This window comes from Chitinophaga skermanii, from assembly GCF_003259335.1.
GTDB lineage: Bacteria > Bacteroidota > Bacteroidia > Chitinophagales > Chitinophagaceae > Chitinophaga > Chitinophaga skermanii.
Genome location: NZ_QLLL01000003.1, coordinates 410,425 through 431,911, shown reverse-complemented (window position 1 = coordinate 431,911; position 21,487 = coordinate 410,425). Strand labels below are relative to the sequence as shown.

Sequence of the window (21,487 nt, the reverse complement as noted above, 5' to 3'; positions counted from 1 at the left end):
AAAATGTCATCCACCTTACCTTAATCTATCGTTCGTTTTATTATTTACCGTTTTCCTTGTTCAAAATCTTTTCGCCAAATACGCACAGAATCAACTTTCACATCATCCAGCGAATTCAATTCGATGAAGCTGCAATCTGTTACTGCTTCTAATTCATGCCATATCAAAATAGGTATTTCTATACGGGCCGGCGCACTGAATTCGATGGTTTCGATGTTCGTGCTACTTAATGCACAATAATGCATTTTTGCCGTACCGCTAAGCAGGTACATGATTTCGGGGTTCTTATTGTCGCTTTTCCCTTCGTGGTAATGTTGCCCACTCGTTGAACCTGCATTGCGGTAACACAATATAAAATTGCCTGTTCTATTGCAATCCCAATTGTAATTACTGCCCCTTTCATCCTGGCCTTGTACAATTAATGGTGCTATTTTGATCATATGCCTGTCTTAGTTTTCTGTTACGTTTGCGTCGTTTCCGCCGGGCTGTTTCACATCAAAATCTCGCATGGTTTTCAGTTCCCCCCTGCTCACTAGTTTCTCTTGCTTTACAAGCTCTTTCAAGCGCCAGCACAGGAACTGTTCTGGAATTGGAAACTTCAATTTACCGGTCATTTGCGATATTACGCGCGATGCTTTTATGAAATCTTTTTGACCCTGTTGTAAGAGATCTTTATCGTAAAATGTAGCGGGTTCGCCCCTTAACTTTTTACCACCTTCCAACAAGCGGATACCGGCGTTTTCGTTCATCAACCTTCTCCATTCATCGCCATCCAATTCGAACTCTGCCAAAGAAACCGGGCGGGCCAATTTGCGGGCTTTTAGGAATTCTTTGGGTAGAATTTGGTGGAGGTGTGTTGGGTAAAACACGCCGCCTTTCTCATTCAAGAATGGTAAGTTGTTGAGGTAAATGATGTGGATGCGACCGGAAAAGGCATCGAGTTGACTAATCAACCAGAAATAGCCGCAAACATCGCTGGCGTTTTGACCGGCCCAAATCCATGCATGCAATTCTTCATCTTCTTTCAGCTTTTGTTTTAAAGCTTTCACGGGATCTGCGGGAGGCTGTGCTTGCACAGGTGCTTCGGTTTCGTCGAGCAAAGTAGGTGCTGCCGGGGCAACATCATAAATTTCGTTCCACCATTGCGTGCGGGCTTCTTTACCATCGTTTGTATCGAGAATAAATACGGGTCCTACCGATAAATCATCCTCGAAACTCATAATTTCCCCTGCCAGGCTACTTTCCATTTCTATAGCAGCTTGGAGGTTGGGTATATTCGATTGTCCAAATACAATATGAATCAGCGACATAACTATTCTCGAATTATTCTGCAATAAGGTCTTTCTCGTAGCGGAGGTTCCCAATAATGAATTCTTGCCTATCCTGCGTGTTTTTACCCATATAGTATTCTAACAGCTTTTGGATATGCGTGTCTTTATTGAGAATAATCGGTTCGAGGCGAATATCTTCACCGATGAAATTACCGAATTCCGAAGGAGAGATTTCACCTAAACCCTTGAAGCGGGTAATTTCAGGCTTATTGCCCAGCTTTTTAACGGCCTTGGCTTTCTCTTCTTCATTATAGCAATAAATCGTTTCTTGTTTATTACGCACCCTAAATAACGGTGTTTCCAAGATGTACACGTGCCCGTTCTTCACTAAATCCGGGAAGAATTGTAAAAAGAACGACAACAGTAACAAACGAATGTGCATACCATCCACGTCGGCATCGGTAGCGATAACGATCTGGTTGTAACGCAAATCTTCGATACCTTCTTCGATGTTGAGGGCGTGTTGTAATAAGTTGAACTCTTCGTTTTCGTATACTACTTTTTTCGTAAGGCCGAAGCAGTTTAAAGGCTTACCACGTAAGCTAAATACTGCTTGGGTTTCGACGTTACGCGATTTAGTAATAGAACCACTGGCAGAGTCACCTTCCGTGATAAAGATCATCGTATCTAAACGTTTCGATTCATCTTTATCTTTCCCGGTTACTTCGTCGTTCAAGTGAATTTTACAATCGCGTAGTTTACGGTTATGCAGGTTCGCTTTTTTAGCGCGTTCGTTGGCAAGTTTCTTGATACCGGCTAATTCCTTTCTTTCACGCTCACTTTGCTCGATACGTTTTTTAAGCGCTTCGGCTGTAGAAGGGTTTTTATGTAGGAAATCGTCGAGTTGTTTGGATAAGAATTCCAACACGAAAGCCTTCATAGAAGGACCGCCTTCGTATACCGTTTGCGAACCTAACTTGGTTTTCGTTTGAGATTCGAAAACAGGTTCTTGTACACGCACAGAAATAGCAGCACAAATAGAAGCACGGATGTCTGTAGCTTCATAGTCTTTCTTGTAGAAATCGCGTACCGTTTTAACCACCGCTTCACGGAAGGCACCGAGGTGTGTACCGCCTTGGGTGGTATGCTGACCGTTTACGAAGGAATAATACTCTTCCCCGTATTGGTTAGCGTGCGTTAATGCCACTTCAATATCCTCCCCTTTTAAGTGGATAATTGGGTAGCGAAGATCTTCTTCGTTGGTAACGCGTTGCAACAAATCGAGCAACCCATTTTTAGACACGTATTTCTGCCCGTTGAAATTGATTTGCAAACCTGCATTGAGGAAGCAATAATTCCAGATTTGTTTCTCGAGATATTCAGGAATGTACTTGAAGTTCTTGAAAACGGTATCATCGGGCGTGAACGTTACCAAAGTGCCGTTTACTTCTTTCGTAGGGGCTTCTTTGTGTTCTTTAACGAGGATACCTTTTTCGAATTCCGCTACTTTCGCGCGGCCTTCACGAACAGATTGTACTTTAAAGTATTGAGAGAGTGCGTTAACAGCTTTAGTACCCACACCGTTCAACCCCACTGATTTCTGGAAGGCTTTACTATCGTACTTAGCACCGGTATTGATTTTACTCACTACATCTACCACTTTCCCTAACGGGATACCACGGCCATAATCGCGAACAGTTACCGAATGCTCGGTTACTTTGATGTCGATTTGTTTACCAAAGCCCATCGTGTGTTCATCAATACAGTTATCTACTACCTCCTTGATAAGGATATAGATACCATCGTCAGTACTAGTACCGTCGCCCAATTTACCGATATACATACCGGGCCTCAACCTAATGTGTTCGCGCCAATCGAGCGAGCGAATGGAGTCTTCCGTATAGGCGGCAAATATGTCTTTATTATCTGTGTTTGCCATAAGCAATATTATTCCAGGTTTACAACTTACTAAAACTTTTAGCAAAATCCGATCGTTGGCAAAAATAAATGTTTACGCGAAAATCGCAAGTATTAGTTTTGCACGATGCTTAAATTACTGGCTTTTAGCCAATTAGAACGTTAACTTTCCATTATTGTGGAAAAGTTTTACCGCCCTGTTACTCGCTTGGTTGGGTTACAATGTAACATTCCACCCTGTTATCCAAAGAAATTTCTATTTAAAATAATTGTTATATAAAATATTTATCTATATTTACAGCAGATTAGCCAACAGTCTTGCACAAGAGCCATTAAACAGGATATGCCACTAGCATTTTTCATGGGCCTGTAATGAAATGATCCCGGGAATGGGTAGAGCGACAGCGTAGCGGGGATCTTTAAAGTCCACCTTCAACACAGCTCCCATACACCTACGTCCCGATTAATTCATTAACTCCATATCTCATGAAAACCAGTTTGCTGTTCAAAATTGCTTGCCTTGGCATTGCATCCATCGTACTCATGTTACACTTCACCCGTAAATTCATGCTACACGTTGCGCATAAACAACGTGAATAATCTAAGCAAGGTTTACACCGCGTGCCGAACAAGTTTCTTTTATACCTATACCTACCTAAAATTAAAAGCGTCTCCCATCATAAAAAGGAGACGCTTAATTATTTACACAATATCGTATTGGTTTAACCTATCGATTGAAATACTTATTCACGGCATCCGTTCTACTGCGAACATGCAATTTCTCATAGATGTTATGTACGTGCCTGCGCACTGTTTCAATGCTGATAAACAAGTTACCCGCAATTTCTTTGTACAAAAACCCTTTAGAAAGTTGATCAAGAATTTCTTTCTCACGTGAAGTTAATGCTTCCAAGGCTGGATTCGGCTTCGCTTGCTTTTGGAAGTAAGCTACTACCCTACGCGCAATTTGTGAACTCATCGGTGATCCACCTTCGTGTAAGTCACGAATGGCTTCTAATAACTCACCTGGTGAAGTTTTCTTCAAGATATACCCGCTAGCACCTGCTTCCAAAGCGTTGAATACTTTCTCATCGTCTTCATATACTGTTAGCATCATGAATTGCATGTCGGGGAATTCTGCCTTTAAACGGGCAATACATTCAATGCCGTTCATGCCGGGTAGATTGAAGTCCATTAATACTACATTGGGCATTAAATGCGGAATCTTCTCTAAGGCCGCTTCAGCGTTATTGAACGCGCCAATACAAGCGTATCCATCCGAACCATTGATCAGTAATTCCATGGCCGTACGTATATCATGATTATCTTCCACAATCGCCACAGATATGATATCCATACTATCTTGGAGCTTTTTTTTCGAATATACCATCATTTCAATTTAAAGCAATAACACTTATATGCTATCGTTAACAAAAATATACTAAATCAACGGGATATCAAGATTTACAATGGTGCCGTTCTGAGAGGTTATCTCTGCCGTACCACCTACTACTTGCATCCTTTTTTGAATGTTTTTCAAACCATTCCCAAATAAGCGTACTTTCTCGGGATCAAATCCTTTCCCATTATCATGGATCGTGATGTGCAGGTTCTTGCCCACTAATATTTCTACCGTTACCTCCGTTGCTTGTGCATGTTTTACCACGTTATGCAAACTCTCCTTCACGGCTAAATAAATATTACGACGCGTTCCTCCACTCAATTTCACATTCGGAATTGTTTCCGGGATTAAGAAATGGACCTGTATATGAGCATGTTCTAAGAAATCGGCGCCAAAACTCCGCATGTAGGCTATTAAGTTGGCCAGCGAGTCGTTCGACGAGTTCATCGCCCAAATAATCTCGCTCATCTTGTCTACCAGCTCTCCTGCTGCCGATGAAATACGTTCTATTTCATTGGTTTGCGAAGGGTCTTTAATCTTTCTCTTGGCAATTTCACTTAATAATCTAATCGTACTTAAGCCCGATCCTAAATCGTCGTGCATATCGCTGGAAATACGGGCACGTTCTTGATCCACGGCTTGCTCTTTCTCTAATTTCAATTTCTCGGTGCGCAACTTATAATCCAAGTACAGTGCCGAAAAATAATAGGCAATTCCCAGCACCAGGAGCAATAACAAAAATCTAAACCATAATGTTTGCCAGAAAGGCACACGAATGGTAATTTCTAAGGTAGTATAGTTATTATCCCAAATACCATCGTTATTGCTGGCCTTTACTTTAAACGTGTAAGTGCCTGGACGTAAGTTCGTATACCTTGCTGTACGGGTATTACTCGCTTGCAACCAATCTTCATCCACGCCTTCCAATTTGTATTGCACATGGTTCTTCTGTGGATTGGTATATTCTATCGGCACAAATTCTATGGCGATCGTATTCTGGTTATATGGCAATTCCACGCGTTTTAACAACGAGATAGCGGTATCCGATTTAAACGGTTTCTCTACTACGTCTAATCTTTTGATGATAACACGCGGTACATTGTTGTTATTCTTGAAGTTACGCGGGTAAAACCCGTTCACGCCTTTCGCTCCGCCGAAAAACAGTTCCCCGTCCATCGATTTAAAATAAGCGCCTTTGTTGAATTCGTTACTCTGTAAACCATCTTGGTGATCGTAGGTAATAATTTCGTCGCTCGCTAAGTTAATTTGGGAAATACCTTTATTATGACTCACCCATACCCTGTCTTTATCATCCAATAGCACGCCATATACGAAATCGTTGGCCATGTTAGGATAATCGAAACTATTATAATGTTTTATGAGTTGATGTTTATCGTCGAATACCAATAGTCCCCGGTTCGTACCGAGCAATAGTTGGTTGTGCGCGTTTTTGTTGACGGAATATACTTCCACTACATCGGGAATACTCACTCTTTGCCAAGATGCATCGTTATTGGGCTTCATAAATAACCCATTCCGCGTACCTACATATTGGTTCCCTAGAAAGTCTTCGAAGTAACTTAACAACGAGGCACCTGCGAATAAATGCACCACGTCGGCCGAATACGTATTGCCTTTGGCAGAGAACTTCAACAAGTATTCACCATAATTAAAGTACACATCTCCATTGGCCCTTTTATATACAAAGGGATTATGGTTGAATTGCTGCTTCAACCCCAATTGCAGTACTTTGTCCGTTAAATCACTATAGGTTTCATTCTCTATGTTGAACAAGCCTATCCTGCCACGGAAATGTAACCACAAATGCTCGTAATCCTCCCTGCAAATAGCATGTAAATAGTCACTAGGGAAAATACCAGGACGCGTTTTGTTGGAGATACGTTTTAAAAACTTACCTGTTTTTTCATACACGTCTAAACCATCTTCTTCCGTACCCACATACATCCTACCATCATCGTGTTTGTAAATGGCCTTCGCCATGTTATGTGTAAGATAAGGTGAACGGTACAAGCTGAATACTTTCTTCGCCGGCGCGTATTTTTTAATGCCGTCGCCATCGGTTCCTACCCAAAGATTGTCGGATCGGTCGCGGAAAATGGTCAATATAACGTTGTAAGAATAGGTTTCAAACGTATTAAAGCTAACGATGTGTTTAACTACCTCGTTGGAGTTGATATTGTAAATCAAAATACCATCATTTCCCCCTATCCAAGCATTGCCTTTGTTGTCATATTCAATAACGGAAGGACTAAACTGCTCTTTATGTGGATCGATTGACTTGTAAGGCAGATCGGTGTATTTGTTGCGCTTTTTATCGAACACGGTAATATGCCCGGCGCTGCAAATCAGCAAGGAATCTTTACCGAGTGTTTTAATCACAGGATTATCGCCGATGGTAGGAATACAGTAAGTCGTTAGCTTGGCTGTTTTCAAATCCATGGCAATCATTTCTCCCGGCACATAATTCAACCAAATCCGTGTATCGTCTTTTACAACGGAGTTTGGATAATGCTTTTCTGCGATGATGGATGGCGGGTAGAGTATGATTTTCTTTAGTTCGAAGCTGGTATTGTCGAGTACATAAATACCTTTCATGGGGCGCCATACCCATAAAGAGTGGGATGCGGTGTCTTCACCGAGGATATAGAATTTATGACTAAAGTTCCGCTCCATTTCGTTCGCATAGGTGGTATCCTTATAAACGAGGCGGAACATATCTCTATACCGATCGTACAAACTGATGCCATTGTTGTGGGAAACGAGCAATTGTTTGCGCGAGTCGCGGAACAAATCGTAGTACTTCGTACCGTCGAGGCCGTATTTATTGTAGATTTTGCCCTTGGAAGGGGTTCTTTGTCCGTTAGTTGAGAAGCTAGGGTTGCTACGGTATACATTGAACACGTAACCATCGAAACGAGAAATCCCGTCGTTGGTGGCAAACCAGATAAACCCTTGCTCATCTTGCATAATACTGTATACGCTGCCTTGTGAAAGGCCTTCATTTACAGAGTGCGAATCAAACAAATAGGTTCTTTCCTGCGCAGTAACGCGCACGGTAAGCCATAACAAAAGCAATAGGATAAGCCCGGTTATCCGTTTTATTAGATGAATGTTCAAATACAGTATTGAAATTACAGGTTGATTGCAAATATATAAATCTAGCGCTCACTTTCTAATGATTTTGTATTTTTCTTGTCAATTCTCTCTTTAAAATTTGAAAAAAATGAAATTTCGACTCCTATTCATCGCTTGTAGCTTGGTTTTCCTCTGTAAAAATACTTATGCACAACAAATTGATGTGCTCTCCACCGGCCATATTAGAAGTATCCGTGGTTTAAGCGTGGTGGATAATAATATTCTTTGGGTATCTGGAACCGGCGGAACGGTTGGGAAAAGTGTAAATGGTGGAAAAGATTGGGAATGGATACAGGTGCCAGGCTGCGATTCTCTCGATTGGCGCGACATTGAAGCTTTTTCCGCCCAGAAAGCGATGGTAGTAAATGCCGGCTCTCCTGCAAATATCTACCTCACCGAAGATGGTGGCAAAAATTGGACGCGCACCTATTTTAATGATGAAAAAGAAGTTTTTTTAGATGCCCTCGATTTTGTAGATGCTAAGAACGGCGCTATTATCGGCGATCCGCTCAACAATCAACTATTTGTGCTTCAAACGCACGACGGTGGCAAAAGCTGGGATAAAGTTGTGTATAATGATAATGGCGCGATGCAAGAAGGCGAAGCCTATTTCGCGGCTAGCGGTACTTGTTTAAGAGCAATACCCGGTTCTTCTTCCTATTATATTGTTAGCGGGGGAAAAGCAAGTCACCTCTATAAAATTAAAGGCGCTTCCCTCTATAGTAAATCAGCATTACCTATTATTCACGGCGAAAGCAGCCAAGGCCCCTTTTCCACTGCTTTCTTAAACGAGAAAACCGGTGTAATCATTGGCGGCGATTATATGAAAGATACCCTTAGTACGAAGAATTGCTTCCTTACAAACGATGGTGGCCTCACGTGGACTGCTCCTACCCAATCGCCCTTTGGTTACAAATCTGCGGTTGAATACGTAAACAATAAAACGCTTGTAGCAACGGGCACTTCTGGAACAGATGTTTCATTTGATGGTGGTCGTAATTGGAAGAATATTAGCAGGGAACGTTTCAATTGTGTACGAAAAGCAAAAAAAGGTAATAACATTTATTTAGCCGGCGACCGGGGGAAAATCGCGATTTTGTCGCTTCCTAAATAATTTTTAAACAGGTGCTTTTGGAAAAAAGCACCTTATAATAAATACACTTATTGTTTCTCTAAGGTATTAGGAACAATAGGTTAAAGCAAAAAGTACGTAGTGAAGATAAGGAGGCGATTATATAATTTCTAAGGAACCTAGTGAATGAACGTTTTTATTTTGTAAATGACGAATTCTTCCCCACAAGTGCCTAAAAAATATACGTTATACCGCTTTTTTTCCCTAGATTTAATTCATATGCGATTTTTTGCAGTGATGTAAATGTGATTTATGCAAGTAACTACTTCCTCGGGTAAGTATTCCATTAAGCATTACCCAGACACCGTGAAAGAATGGAAAAAAGAAGGTAACTTTTTCTATTTCTACACAACAGAAACGATTCTCGAAGTACGCATCATTTCGGATAAGATTGTCCGTTTTAGATATGCTGCCGACGGCACTTTCCAACGTGATTTCTCTTACGCGGTAAGCCCGCAATTAGAAGATAGTCCAGAAAAATTCGTCATTTTCGAATGGGAAGAAACTTTTGAAATTCGAACCGCGGCCATCCGCGTATATATCGCCCGTGATAACTTACGGATTACGATTACGGATTTAGAAGGCCAGATCATTAACCAAGATGAACTGGGTTTCCACTGGCAATACTATTTGCAAAAAGGTGGTAAAATAGTTTACTGTAGCAAGCTGATCCAAGAAAATGAATGTTTCTATGGCTTAGGCGATAAACCTACAGAACTGAACCTCCGCGGCAAACGCATGGAAAACTACGGTACCGATGCGTACGGATTTACCAGCACTACCGACCCGCTCTACCGCAATATCCCGTTCTACTACGGCCTGCATCATAACATGGCCTATGGTATTTTCTTCGACAATACCTTTAGAACCCTGTTCGATTTCGGCAAAGAACGCGATGATATTTCCAGCTTCTGGGCACGTGGTGGAGAAATGAACTACTACTTTATTTACGGGCCACAACTCCTCGATGTTGCCCGCGCTTATACTAAGATTACCGGCACACCGGAGTTACCTCCTATGTGGGCGTTGGGTTACCACCAATGCCGCTGGAGCTACTTCCCGGATACCCGCGTAAAAGAAATCGCCGCCGAGTTCCGCAAGCGCCAGATTCCTTGTGATGCACTATACCTTGATATCGACTACATGGATGGGTTCCGTTGCTTTACTTGGGATAATGAACGCTTCCCGCAACCGAAACAACTGCTTACCGAGCTGGCCGATGACGGGTTTAAGACCGTGGTAATTATTGATCCCGGTATTAAAGTAGATCCTAATTATAGTGTATACCAAGATTTAGTCAAGAATAACTACGCCTGTAAACGAGCCGATGGCGCCCTCATGGAAGGCGACGTATGGCCGGGTAAATGTGCATTCCCGGATTTCACCAACCCAGCAGTACGCGACTGGTGGAGTGGCTTGTACAAATCACTGATTGGTACAGGTGTACGCGGGGTGTGGAATGATATGAATGAACCGGCCGTTTTCGAAATGGGTACATTCCCGGAAGACGTGCGCCACGATTATGACGGCGAAGATGTGAGTCATCGTAAAGCCCATAACGTGTACGGTCACTTAATGAGTAAATCTACCGCTACCGGGTTAAAGAAATACGCTATGCCAGAACGCCCATTCGTGATCACCCGCTCTTGTTATGCCGGTGCACAACGATGGACGAGTGTATGGACAGGCGATAATATTTCCTCTTGGGAGCATTTATGGTTAGCAAGCGTACAATGTCAAAGGTTAGCCGTATCAGGAATTTCATTTGCCGGTAGTGATATTGGTGGATTTATTGGCGAGCCTACGGGAGAATTATACACCCGTTGGATTCAATTAGCCGTGTTCCACCCATTAATGCGTACACATTCTGCCAGTAACGAAACAGGCTTTAACCAAGAACCTTGGAGCTTCGGAGCATCATACGAAGCAGTGGTAAAGCAATTCATTGAATTACGGTACCAATTGTTGCCGTATTTATATACTGCCTTCTGGCAATATGCCACCGATGGCATGCCTATTTTAAGGCCTATTGCTTTCGTTGCGCAAGAAGACGAACAAACACACCACCGTCACCACGAATTCTTAGCAGGCGACCATATATTGGTGAGCCATGTAAGTGAAGAAGGCATGTTAGAGAAGGAAGTGTACTTACCGAAAGGAAACTGGTACTATTACTTCAATGATACGATGCATACAGGTAGTGCCATTGCAACGGTGGCTACTCCTATTAACGAGATGCCCATATTTGTACGTGCCGGCGCTGTGATTCCTCAATACCCCATCATGCAATATACCCGTGAGTTTGCGATTGAAGAAATGTTGTTGCATGTATACTTTGGTGAAGAAACTACACATAGCACATTGTACGAAGATGCAGGCGATCACTATGCTTATAAGAACGGTGAATATAACGTGATTGATTTCAAACAACATTCAACGGCACAACAGTTTGTGTTGAGAAAACGATTCCGTGGCGGTTATGCTTCCAGTTATTCGCAATACAAGATTGTCATCCACGGGTTACCTTTTACCCCATCGAAATGCTTGATTGATGGAAATGAAGTAAATTTGGAATCCTTACAACTAGACGGTCATACTTGGTCGATCCAGGTGAACCGTTCATTTGAGGATATCGTGATAGAAGCATAGAAAATAGTTGACACATGGAAAAATTAGTGATTGATTTGAGCGGGGCGCTGGATTATGTAGAATACCGTGCCTTGGTACATGAATTAGTGCAAGCGGGAAAAGCATCTTGGGACGAGGCGATTACGTATACGCCTGAGTATACTAAGTTAAACGAGCAAAGAATGAACCGTTTGGATAAAACAGTGAAATTGGAGCCGGCCTTGATCGCTGCATTGGAAGCCTTACCGGGCAAGTATCTTTGGCGTGTATTAACGGAGCCTTGGTGTGGAGATGCTGCGCAAAGTATACCAGTGATGGAGATCGCATCTAAAGTAAACAAGAACGTACAGATCGAGTACTTGTTACGCGATAAGCACCCGGAACTGATGCAACAATACTTAACCAATGGTGGTAAATCTATTCCAAAATTAATTTGCTACAATGCCGAAACCATGGAACCCATGTGGCATTGGGGCCCTCGCCCAACGGAGTTGCAAGCGATGGTAATGCAAATGAATAAAGAGAACGTGTTACCATTTGAAGAACGTGCGGAAAGATTGCATAAATGGTATGCCGTTGATAAAACGAAATCCATCCAAGCAGAATTGCTCGCGCTAATCGCTGGTAAATAATATGTTTAATAGGGTGTACCGGATAGCACTAGTACACCCTATTTTTTGTGCTAATCATAGTAGTGTAGAACATCGGTAAAACCCTTGCTGAACAATGGTATAACATCGGTATCCTCCGGGTCAAAAATCGACCATTCAACGATGCTCTATCGACAAATTGACAGGTGAAAAAATACCATTATTATTCAACAACCTTTGTTTTTAGACGACGTTTGAATGCTTTATAAGCGAACAAAAGGCCTGCAATTATTAACCACAATGGCCAAACGGTAACCAGTATAATAATGAAATCCCCTAACCAACTGAACCCAGCACTAAAAGCATCTCCTACTCTACTGAAATAACTAGGTGCCGGTGGTTCCACAACCGGGATATTGGCGTAGAACTCGCATGAAATTGTACTCATCTTCAACAGCTCCACTAATTCAATCCTACGTACTTCTGCACTAAACGCATTTTCTTGCATATTTACTGCTGCGTGAAGGGCTTCGTTGGCATTGTCTTTTGTAGCAGCTTTTTGTATGGTTTGGATGGTGGCTTTACTATTGACAATACGTAAGGAATCGATTTTAAATTGCTTTCTAACATCTTCTACTGTAATGGTTTTAGAATCTAGCTTCGAGCTGATTTGACTGAGTTTTAAGACAGCTTCTTCGAAGTGCTCGTTAGGAATCATGAGGGTTACTTTGCCTTCCCAATAATAGTTCAACATTTTTTCATCATCGCTGGCAATGTAGCCGCCGTATCCCCGCACAATGTCGTATACACGTTGGCGTACAAGGGCAACACTATCTACTTGCCCGCGCAGGTTAGCCGTGCGGATCATCATTTTTTCACCAGGAATACCATACACGGTAGGCTGTTGTTGAATAATAGTGGAGTCGCTAAAAGTAGAACTAGCTTCGTTATTTTCCGCAGCAGCGGTTGCAGATGATTCGTTGTGTCGAGGGCCCGCTTGGCAAGCAGCTAGTACAACAGGAATTGACAAAATGTAGATAGATTTTTTGATTGTCATAACAAAGAATTGATAGATGAATAAAACACAGTTAAGCTAAATAGTATGCATGGAAATACCTGCCACGCTTGTATTACAAGCTTGTTCAAATACTTTACGACAAAGCATTTCCATCATCCTTTTTGCAAAGAATGTGTTGTTTGAATTACAATAAAATGTTGATGATTTTTTGCATAAGAAATGCAGCTTGGAGGCATCATTTCTTATGATAGAAGAATGCTTTTAAAACGTGTATTAGTTTGACCAGTTAGGTTGCGATTTTGTTTCCTAGGAAAATAGAAACCTTTTGTAGTTAATGCGAAAAAAGATAAAATGTAACCCGTTGTAGACGAGGAAAATTGGGGTTTAACATTTTCTTATAAAAATGAATGCTCACCCACTCGATAAACATTTGAATATTCTAATACTAGGTTGTATGCAATTGTCGTTATTTTAGCATCTACTTGTTTGTAACTAACATCTATATACCGCCATACGATTTCACATGAAAAAGAAACTATTCTATCCTGCCTTATGTTTACTTGCGCTAAGCGTGATGATTGCCTGTAATAAGAAAGATGAAACGTACGAGCCTACTTATGTTTTAACGAGTACAAGCAACACAGACAATCAAGTCGTTGATAGCTTTATTTATAGCAGTGGTGCCCGTTTAGCAAAATACATACATTACAATTATGCTTCTACCGGTGGCTCTAGTACCCTAACAGAGAATTATACGTATGATGGACAAGGTCGTGTGTCTACAATACATGCTATATACGCCCATCCATCTTCCACTCATGAAGACGATTATAATATTGTGTATGAAAGAGATTCTGTACGCATATTTTCAAATAATCCCGCCAAAAGAGAAATGGTACGCTTTGGTATACAGAATGGTTTGTTTTCGGCCTATAAAGTAGATCTTACTTGGAGTAACGGCAATATGCATAACGATATTTCCTTCTCCTACGATGGCAAGAATGTAAACGTAATTACATCGAAATACAACAACACCCTCTCCGCCATGAACATCGAGTATTTTGATGTAAAGAACCCCTTTTACGATCTTTCATCGATCAACCCTTTCGTGGGTATGTTCCTTGAATTAAATGCTCCTAATAATGGTTTGATACTGCCTATGTTTTCACCTGAAAGGCTGAGTCCGAATGCGGTGAAATCGGTATATGGCCAAGCTCCTTATGCGTATGGGTTTTATTACGTGATTGATGCGGAATCAAGATTGCCCTTGCACCAAATTAGAGTAACCAGCTTCCAAGGAAGGGAAACATTGGATACGGTATTATATCGCTACCGCGGGTTGTAAGAATGCCTTTTTTTGAATGCTTTTTATGAATAATTGGAATGAATGACCGCTTCAATATGAGCCTTCTATCTACTTGGTTACCAATTAGAAACCATATTTACATCATTATATTTAATATCCATTAAAAAAATAGTATTAAAACCTAACTATATTCATTATTTTCGTTAAATTTATAGGAACTTAATACTACCCCGTTTAAATACCATGTATAGGAAACTAGTACAATTAGCATTTTATGCAATTCTTTTGATTTCCGTGGGTTTATCTGCATGTAAGAAAGACGAGATGCAAGAAAGCAGTGCAGATGTTACGGAAACTTCCGATCCTTCTTCTCTTTTAGTATCACGTATTCATTACGATGCAACGAACCGTACGGATTTATTTACCTACGACCAAGATAACCGCCTCGTTACCTTCCGTAGCCAGGAAATCTTGCCGGGTAATGTACCCTTCGAAAGAATCGAACAATATCAATACAATGCCAACGGCAAAGTGAACCGCATTATCACCAGCTACCCCGGCTCAGAGAACCTAGCCGATACAGCTGCCGTGAAATATGTGGATGAACACACCGCTTTAGTTACCTTCCAAAGAAGGGATGAAAACGGCGAACAAAAGGTATTCAAATTTGAATTCGATAAAGCCGGCCAGCTCATGCAAACGAGTTTGTTGCACGCGAGTATCAATATCGAAGATCAAACGAACTACACCTTCACCCGCGAAGCCAACAACGTACTCATGAGCACTTCCTTCAACGAAAACGTAAACGCCAACCTGGTATTTACAACCGCTTATGCTTACGATGCTACCAATAACCCGCTACACGCTATTGCCAAATACAATCCTTTCTTCAACAGGATTGTACGTGGTAATTTACAAGTAAACGCCAACGAACTTAGCCAGAACATGGTAAAAGCCACCGATTGGAGCGTTACAACGGCGAGTACTACTTACGAAGTTGATAAAACAACGAACTACCCGTTAAGTAGTGTAACAACTTATGATGATCCCAATTTTGCTACGGAGACTGCGCAATATGCGTATGTAGCTGCTAAGTAGATTGTAGATATAGCTATTAATTGAACGCGCTAGCATCTTGGGATGCTAGCGCGTTTTTTTGTTGGAAAATGACACAATTAAATCAACTAAGTATCCAAATCAAATTTTCGCTTCATATCGATATAAACATGTAACTATTTTCTAGCTAATTCTTCATATTAGGTACAATTGTGTTGAATGAGAATTAAACAATTTCAGAGTACTTCAAATGCAACAACGAGTATCCATAAATCAACCTAATAATTAGACTGGTTCACATCAAATCTGTGAGGTTGATTCATACTATCAATATATATATACAAGTAATTTGGGTAACTAATAAGTCCAGAGAATTGATACCAAGTATTCTTTTCCAAATTACCAATAGTTTCCTTTTTCTTCTTCCTGTTTTCCGACCACCAATAGAAATTGTTCTTTTTATTAAAATAGACTTTTCTTTTTGAATATTGTTCCCCATTGAATTTGACACTGCCAGTAAAACAAAAAGATGTATCAACTTCAAGCCTCTCTAGTATTTCATTTTGGCTTAATTTTAAAAACGGGTTTAATGTACTATCCTTTCTTACTTTTACTTTTTGAATAGTTATTGAATTCTCATATTCATCCCAATTCGGATTAATAATATAGTCCGCAGTTATTGCTATTTTATTCTTTAAACAACCTGTAAGAGCAATAAGCATTACGAGAGAAAAAAGTGAGTATTTCATATGGGCAATATTAGGTTCTCTTTACTTTGTGAATAGACATTTTTATAAGTGAGCTACTTGAAAAATTGTATGCATTAAGGTGAAGAAAAACAGTTTTAATGTTGGATTTTAGGTTGATTTGCGCTTAGAATGTGCTAAGTCATGTTCTTTTTTGAAGAATTGATTATAGTTAGGTTTCTTATAACTTTTCACCAAGTTATGTATATTTAATCAACAAAAAAGGCCCGTAAAACAGGCCTTTTTTCAATTACATCTATCAGCAAGGTTACTTCACCCCGCCGAGCTTCAAAATATGCTTAAATTCCGCTGCTTTTACATCACAAACCGAAAGCCTACTCTGCTTAATCAATGATAACTCCGCCAATTTGGGATCGGCTTTCATTGCTGCTAAGGTAACAGGCTTCGGGAAAGGTTTAACAGGGGAAAGATCTACCACTACCCAGTTGGCATCTTCCGTGGTGGGATCTTGGTAAGCGGCTTTTACCACTTTCGCGATTCCTACAACTGCTAAGCCTTCATTGCTATGGTAGAAAAGTACTTCATCGCCTTCTTTCATAGCACGGAGGTTATTACGTGCTTGGTAGTTACGTACGCCGTCCCAGAAGGTACGACCGTCTTTCACGAACTGATCCCAAGAATATTTAAATGGTTCCGATTTTACGAGCCAATATTGCATTGTCATTCAATTTAACTTACCATCCACTTGCCAATACATCGGCGATGTGCATGATTTTAATCTTGTGATTGTGTTTGCGGATATAACCATCGAGGTGCATCAAGCAGCTGAGGTCGGTCGAAATAAGGTAATCGGCGCCACTATCGATGGCATTCAATACCTTTTGTTCGCCCATACCGATGGAAATGGGTTCGTATTTTACAGCGAACGTGCCACCGAAACCGCAACAGGTTTCACAATCATTCATTTCATTGAGTTGCAGTCCTTTCACATTTTCCAAGAGTTGGCGAGGACCTTCTTTGATACCGCATTCGCGTAAAGCGCCGCAGGCATCGTGGTAGGTACCAACCCCGTTAAGCGTAGCGCCTAAGTCTTTTACCTTCAGCACTTGCGTGAGGAACTCTGTGAACTCGAACATATTCTTTTTCAGTTGTTTCACATCATTATGATTGGCAGAGTTATCGAATAACTTGCCATAGTAGTTACGAACGAACCCTGTGCAAGAGCCGCTCGGTGCTACGATATAATCAGCCGTATGGAAATCCTTTAAGAATTTGGCAGCCACAGATCTACATTCATCTTGGTATCCTGCGTTGAAAGCCGGTTGCCCGCAACATGTTTGGTTGGGGTTGTAGCTAACGGTGCAACCGAGTTTTTCGAGCACCTTTACCATGTTAAAAGCTGTTTCGGGAAACAGTTGATCTACGAAGCAGGGTACGAAGAGTTGAACATTCATTCATTCAAGTATTAAGCTCTTACAAAGAGCAGCCAATTACGATTATTCCTTATCAATTGTTCTAATCTCACAAAATCTGCGCCAGTATTAGATTTCACTAGAGCTTGCCAGATACGAGTTGGCGTTGGAACGACATCATTTTCAATGCCGCTAGCGCCGCTTCTTCTCCTTTATGCCCGTGAATACCACCTAAGCGTTCTTCAGCTTGTTCTACATTATTAACGGTTAACACGCCGAAAATAGTAGGCACCGGTAAAGTAAGGTTAAGTTGTGTTACGCCCTCTGTGATGGCTTTACATACGTAATCGAAGTGTGGCGTACCGCCGCGAATAACGCAACCAAAAGCGATAAAAGAAGAAGGTTGCTTGCTGGTACCTTTCGTTTCTTCCCAATATTGCTTAATAGCAAACGGGATTTCTACGGCACCCGGTACTTGAATTTTCACCACGCTGGTGATATTGTGTTTTGCTAAGATTCTATCGGAACCTGCGAGTAATTCATTAATAATGAATTCATTCCATTCCGTATAGACAATAACAACACTGGCACCCTCTAGTTGGAGAATGCCAGTGTCGTTTAATACGCTTGTGTTATGTACAGACATAGTATTAAAATCATGTTTTCGATGCAACTACAACACGCGAAACGTAAAGTAGTTGACAACCTTCACTATTATCTTACTACACCAAGACGAGCGAGGTACTTGTCGATCTCGCGGCCTTCAGTTGAAGTAGGATATTTTTCTTTCACCTCTTTGTAGAATGCGATCGCTTCAGTTGATTTACCAGCTTTTTCAGATGCTAAACCTGCACGGAAGAGATACATAGGAGAAGTTAATTCGTTCGGGTTGTACGCTGCTGCTTTTTTGTAATAATCAATTGCTTCAGCACCTTTGTTCAACTCCATGTAAGCATCACCGGTAATACCGTAAGCTACCGCTTGAACGATCATATCGTCGCTACTGAAAGAGTTTAACATATCGATACCTTTTTGGTATTCGCCCAACTTCACGTAGCAAACGCCTGCGCTATAACGAGCGATGTTACCAGCTTTAGTGCCAGGATATTTATCGATTACTTGTAAGAAACCATCTTCACCGCCTCTTACGCCGTTTAATGCCTTAGAGAATGAATCCACAGCAAAGTAGTTTTGCGCTTGGAAAATCATTTTCTGTGCTTTCAATTCTTTAGGGGCCTTTAAAAATTTGTTATAAGAGAAGATACCACCAACGACTACCACTACAGCAATCAAGGAAATATTAATAATATTTTTGTTCCTGGTATAAAAATCTTCGGCCTTGTGCATAGAGTTTTGCAAGTCGAAACCTTGATCGGCTTTCTGCACTTGGTTAGCTGCTTGCGTGGTGTTTGCTTTTTGATCTGCCATTGTACAGCAACGGTTAAAGTGAAATTATTCTTGGTTGTATAAAAATGAAGGTTAACAGTTCGATGAACATTGCACCAAGCTATTAACCTTCAATAAGTTGATTAGTCTACGATGAATGGGTAGTCTTCTTGCGTGTAAACGTCTTTCAATAACTCATCATCTGATGGCCATGGAGACTCTTCAGCAAATTGAACACAATCTTCCACCTCAGCTTTCACTCTTTCGTTGATCGCTTCGATTTCAGCATCTGTAGCCCATTTATTTTCTAAGATCGTATGTAATACATGCGAAATTGGATCTTTCTCTTTGTATTCCTCTACTTCTTCTTTCGTACGGTATTTCGCAGGATCACTCATAGAGTGACCTTTGTAACGGTACGTGTTGATTTCAAGTAAAGTTGGTCCACCTGCTTCACGTGCGCGTTTTACCGCTCTTTCAATTGCTTCGTGTACAGCCTCGCAACTCATACCATCAATAGAATCAGCAGGCATTTCATATGCATCCGCTAATTTGTAGATGTCGAGTACGTTAGATGTACGCTCAACTGAAGTACCCATTGCGTACTTGTTGTTTTCACAAATGAAAATCACTGGAAGTTTCCAGGTCATTGCCATATTGAATGTTTCGTGCAACATACCTTGACGGGCAGCACCATCACCAAAGAAACACAATGCCACGTTATCCGTGCCTTTATATTTCTCAGCAAATGCTAAGCCTGCGCCAGTACCGATTTGCGCGCCTACAATACCATGTCCGCCAAAAAAGCCATGCTCTACAGAGAAAAAGTGCATTGAACCACCCTTACCTTTCGAGCAACCTGTTGCCTTGCCATACAATTCTGCCATACACTCCCTAGCCGACATACCCTTAGCAATCGCTAAAGCATGGTCACGGTAAGCTGTGATGAATTTATCTTCCGGCTTAGTAGCTGTAATAGCCCCAGCCGCAACAGCTTCTTGACCAATATATAAGTGGCAAAAACCGCGAATCTTTTGCATACCGTATAATTGCCCAGCTTTTTCTTCGAAGCGGCGCATTAACAGCATTAGTTCATACCAGTAGAGGTAGGTTTCTTTGGAGAATTTCGTCTTCACGTCTGTTAAAGTTTGCACTAGTTCTAAATTTGTTCGCAAATATAAAAGGAAAATCCTAAAAACGTAATACAATTATGTTTGTCACACAAATTATGCAAATTCGTCAAATTCAAGCACTTTTGCATACTAGTTTATTTTAGGATTGAATCCAGTTTGTCGTTTTTCTTCCGTAACCTTTGCGTAGCTTAGGTTGCGGCGTTAAATGTATAAAATATTTTATTTAAAAAATCGCGCTATTGTTAACGGTAAAAAAAATATTACTCGTCCAATTTAAAAATTACCCACAACAAATTTTTCAATTTCAAGAAAGAATTGTGGGCATTACAGGTAAAAATGGCTCCGGCAAAACCAATTTGCTCGATGCTATCTACTATTTATGCTTCACAAAAAGCTATTTCTCCAGCAACGAATCCCAAAACGTGCTATATAACACCGGCGGCTTTCGCATTGAAGGCCAACTGGAAAGAAGTGGCCTTGCTTCCAAAATTGTATGCACCGTTAAAGAAGGCAAGAAGGAAATTGCCCTCAATGATGATGTGTACGACCGCTTCTCCCGCCACATCGGCCAATTCCCTGCTGTGATGATCGCCCCCGATGATGCCGACATCATTCTCGGCGGTAGCGAAGAACGCCGTAAATGGCTCGATACCCTCCTATCCCAGCTTATTCCAGGGTATATGGACCACCTCATCGCCTACACAAAAATCCTACAACAGCGCAATACCCTCCTCAAAACAATTGCCGAAACCGGCCATAACCAAGATGCCCTCCTCGAAATATTCGACGAGCAACTCGTTCACCACGGCACCCCCATTTTCGAAGCCCGGAGCGAATTCCTCCCCGGCTTTATCGAAAAAGTACAACAACTGTACGACTACCTCGCCGGTGCCCACGAAACGGTGAACATTCAATACCAATGCCATTTACACGATGCAGGGTTCCAACAAATCCTCCTCCAAAACCAACTAAAAGACAAGGTATTACAACGTACCAGCGCCGGTATTCACCGCGACGACCTCGTTTTTCTCCTCAATAATCATTCTATGAAAACGAGCGCTTCCCAAGGTCAACGTAAAAGCTTCCTCTTCGCCCTCAAACTGGCCCAATATGAAGTGATGCGCGAACATAAAGGATGCCCGCCGATTTTGCTACTAGATGATGTTTTCGAGAAATTAGACCAAGAAAGGGTGTCCAGGCTCATTCAATTAGTGACCAGCGATGCCTACGGCCAAGTATTCATTACCGATACCCATGCCGAAAGATTACAACAAGCTTTCGGGGAAAAAGCAGGTTTGTTGCAACTCATCGCAATCTAAGTATCTATTTATTCACATTCAAGGAACAAGACGATTCCTGTCATAACTTTGCTG

Annotated in this window: 18 protein-coding genes; 6 read left to right on the top strand and 12 right to left on the bottom strand. The window is 41.3% G+C overall.

What is annotated here, in order from left to right; genetic code table 11:
- Nucleotides 1-44: 44 nt before the first annotated feature.
- The 5 genes from LX64_RS09520 to LX64_RS09500 form a co-directional block, all read right to left on the bottom strand.
- Entirely contained in the window at nt 45-440 is a 396-nt protein-coding gene (locus LX64_RS09520; protein ID WP_111597402.1) for a hypothetical protein, read from the bottom strand.
- A 9-nt stretch (nt 441-449) separates the two neighbouring features.
- Nucleotides 450-1,310, bottom strand: a complete 861-nt coding sequence (locus tag LX64_RS09515; RefSeq protein ID WP_111597401.1) for a DUF1835 domain-containing protein — start codon at nt 1,308-1,310, stop codon at nt 450-452.
- A 13-nt stretch (nt 1,311-1,323) separates the two neighbouring features.
- The gene (locus LX64_RS09510) at nt 1,324-3,210 is read right to left on the bottom strand and encodes a DNA topoisomerase IV subunit B (protein ID WP_111597400.1); all 1,887 of its coding nucleotides are present in this window, start codon (nt 3,208-3,210) and stop codon (nt 1,324-1,326) included.
- 705 nt (nt 3,211-3,915) lie between these two features.
- Complete coding sequence (locus tag LX64_RS09505; protein WP_245952604.1) at nt 3,916-4,545, bottom strand: response regulator; 630 nt, start codon at nt 4,543-4,545, stop codon at nt 3,916-3,918.
- Nucleotides 4,546-4,629: 84 nt separating this feature from the next.
- Nucleotides 4,630-7,680 (bottom strand): ligand-binding sensor domain-containing protein, encoded by a 3,051-nt coding sequence (locus LX64_RS09500; protein WP_148707263.1) that lies wholly within the window; start codon nt 7,678-7,680, stop codon nt 4,630-4,632.
- Nucleotides 7,681-7,834: 154 nt separating this feature from the next.
- On the opposite strand from LX64_RS09500, the gene LX64_RS09495 reads away from it, so the two are divergent.
- The 3 genes from LX64_RS09495 to LX64_RS09485 all read left to right on the top strand — a co-directional run bounded on the left by LX64_RS09495 (nt 7,835) and on the right by LX64_RS09485 (nt 12,138).
- Nucleotides 7,835-8,860, top strand: a complete 1,026-nt coding sequence (locus tag LX64_RS09495; protein WP_211324785.1) for a YCF48-related protein — start codon at nt 7,835-7,837, stop codon at nt 8,858-8,860.
- 270 nt (nt 8,861-9,130) lie between these two features.
- Nucleotides 9,131-11,527, top strand: a complete 2,397-nt coding sequence (locus LX64_RS09490) for a glycoside hydrolase family 31 protein (protein WP_111597397.1) — start codon at nt 9,131-9,133, stop codon at nt 11,525-11,527.
- Nucleotides 11,528-11,541: 14 nt separating this feature from the next.
- Entirely contained in the window at nt 11,542-12,138 is a 597-nt protein-coding gene (locus LX64_RS09485; RefSeq protein ID WP_111597396.1) for a thioredoxin family protein, read from the top strand.
- A gap of 181 nt (nt 12,139-12,319) precedes the next feature.
- Here LX64_RS09485 and LX64_RS09480 read toward each other — a convergent pair whose 3' ends face one another.
- A complete protein-coding gene (locus LX64_RS09480; protein WP_111597395.1) occupies nt 12,320-13,153 on the bottom strand; it encodes a DUF4349 domain-containing protein in 834 nt (277 codons plus the stop codon).
- A gap of 484 nt (nt 13,154-13,637) precedes the next feature.
- Between LX64_RS09480 and LX64_RS09475 the strand changes: the two genes are divergently transcribed.
- Together LX64_RS09475 and LX64_RS09470 are read left to right on the top strand one after the other, a co-directional pair.
- Complete coding sequence (locus LX64_RS09475) at nt 13,638-14,459, top strand: hypothetical protein (RefSeq protein ID WP_111597394.1); 822 nt, start codon at nt 13,638-13,640, stop codon at nt 14,457-14,459.
- Nucleotides 14,460-14,663: 204 nt separating this feature from the next.
- Complete coding sequence (locus LX64_RS09470; RefSeq protein WP_111597393.1) at nt 14,664-15,518, top strand: hypothetical protein; 855 nt, start codon at nt 14,664-14,666, stop codon at nt 15,516-15,518.
- A gap of 236 nt (nt 15,519-15,754) precedes the next feature.
- Here LX64_RS09470 and LX64_RS09465 read toward each other — a convergent pair whose 3' ends face one another.
- The 6 genes from LX64_RS09465 to pdhA all read right to left on the bottom strand — a co-directional run bounded on the left by LX64_RS09465 (nt 15,755) and on the right by pdhA (nt 20,117).
- On the bottom strand, nt 15,755-16,225 hold the full coding sequence (locus tag LX64_RS09465) for a hypothetical protein (RefSeq protein ID WP_148707262.1): 471 nt from the start codon (nt 16,223-16,225) through the stop codon (nt 15,755-15,757).
- 265 nt (nt 16,226-16,490) lie between these two features.
- Nucleotides 16,491-16,901, bottom strand: a complete 411-nt coding sequence (locus tag LX64_RS09460; RefSeq protein ID WP_111597391.1) for an EVE domain-containing protein — start codon at nt 16,899-16,901, stop codon at nt 16,491-16,493.
- Nucleotides 16,902-16,917: 16 nt separating this feature from the next.
- A complete protein-coding gene (locus LX64_RS09455) occupies nt 16,918-17,637 on the bottom strand; it encodes a (Fe-S)-binding protein (RefSeq protein ID WP_111597390.1) in 720 nt (239 codons plus the stop codon).
- A 97-nt stretch (nt 17,638-17,734) separates the two neighbouring features.
- On the bottom strand, nt 17,735-18,241 hold the full coding sequence (gene ribH / locus LX64_RS09450) for a 6,7-dimethyl-8-ribityllumazine synthase (RefSeq protein WP_111597389.1): 507 nt from the start codon (nt 18,239-18,241) through the stop codon (nt 17,735-17,737).
- A 68-nt stretch (nt 18,242-18,309) separates the two neighbouring features.
- Nucleotides 18,310-19,023: a tetratricopeptide repeat protein gene (locus tag LX64_RS09445; RefSeq protein ID WP_111597388.1), complete on the bottom strand. Its 714-nt coding sequence runs from the start codon at nt 19,021-19,023 to the stop codon at nt 18,310-18,312.
- Nucleotides 19,024-19,124: 101 nt separating this feature from the next.
- Entirely contained in the window at nt 19,125-20,117 is a 993-nt protein-coding gene (pdhA, locus tag LX64_RS09440) for a pyruvate dehydrogenase (acetyl-transferring) E1 component subunit alpha (protein WP_111597620.1), read from the bottom strand.
- Nucleotides 20,118-20,353: 236 nt separating this feature from the next.
- On the opposite strand from pdhA, the gene recF reads away from it, so the two are divergent.
- Nucleotides 20,354-21,433: a DNA replication/repair protein RecF gene (gene recF / locus LX64_RS09435; RefSeq protein ID WP_111597387.1), complete on the top strand. Its 1,080-nt coding sequence runs from the start codon at nt 20,354-20,356 to the stop codon at nt 21,431-21,433.
- Nucleotides 21,434-21,487 lie beyond the last annotated feature (54 nt).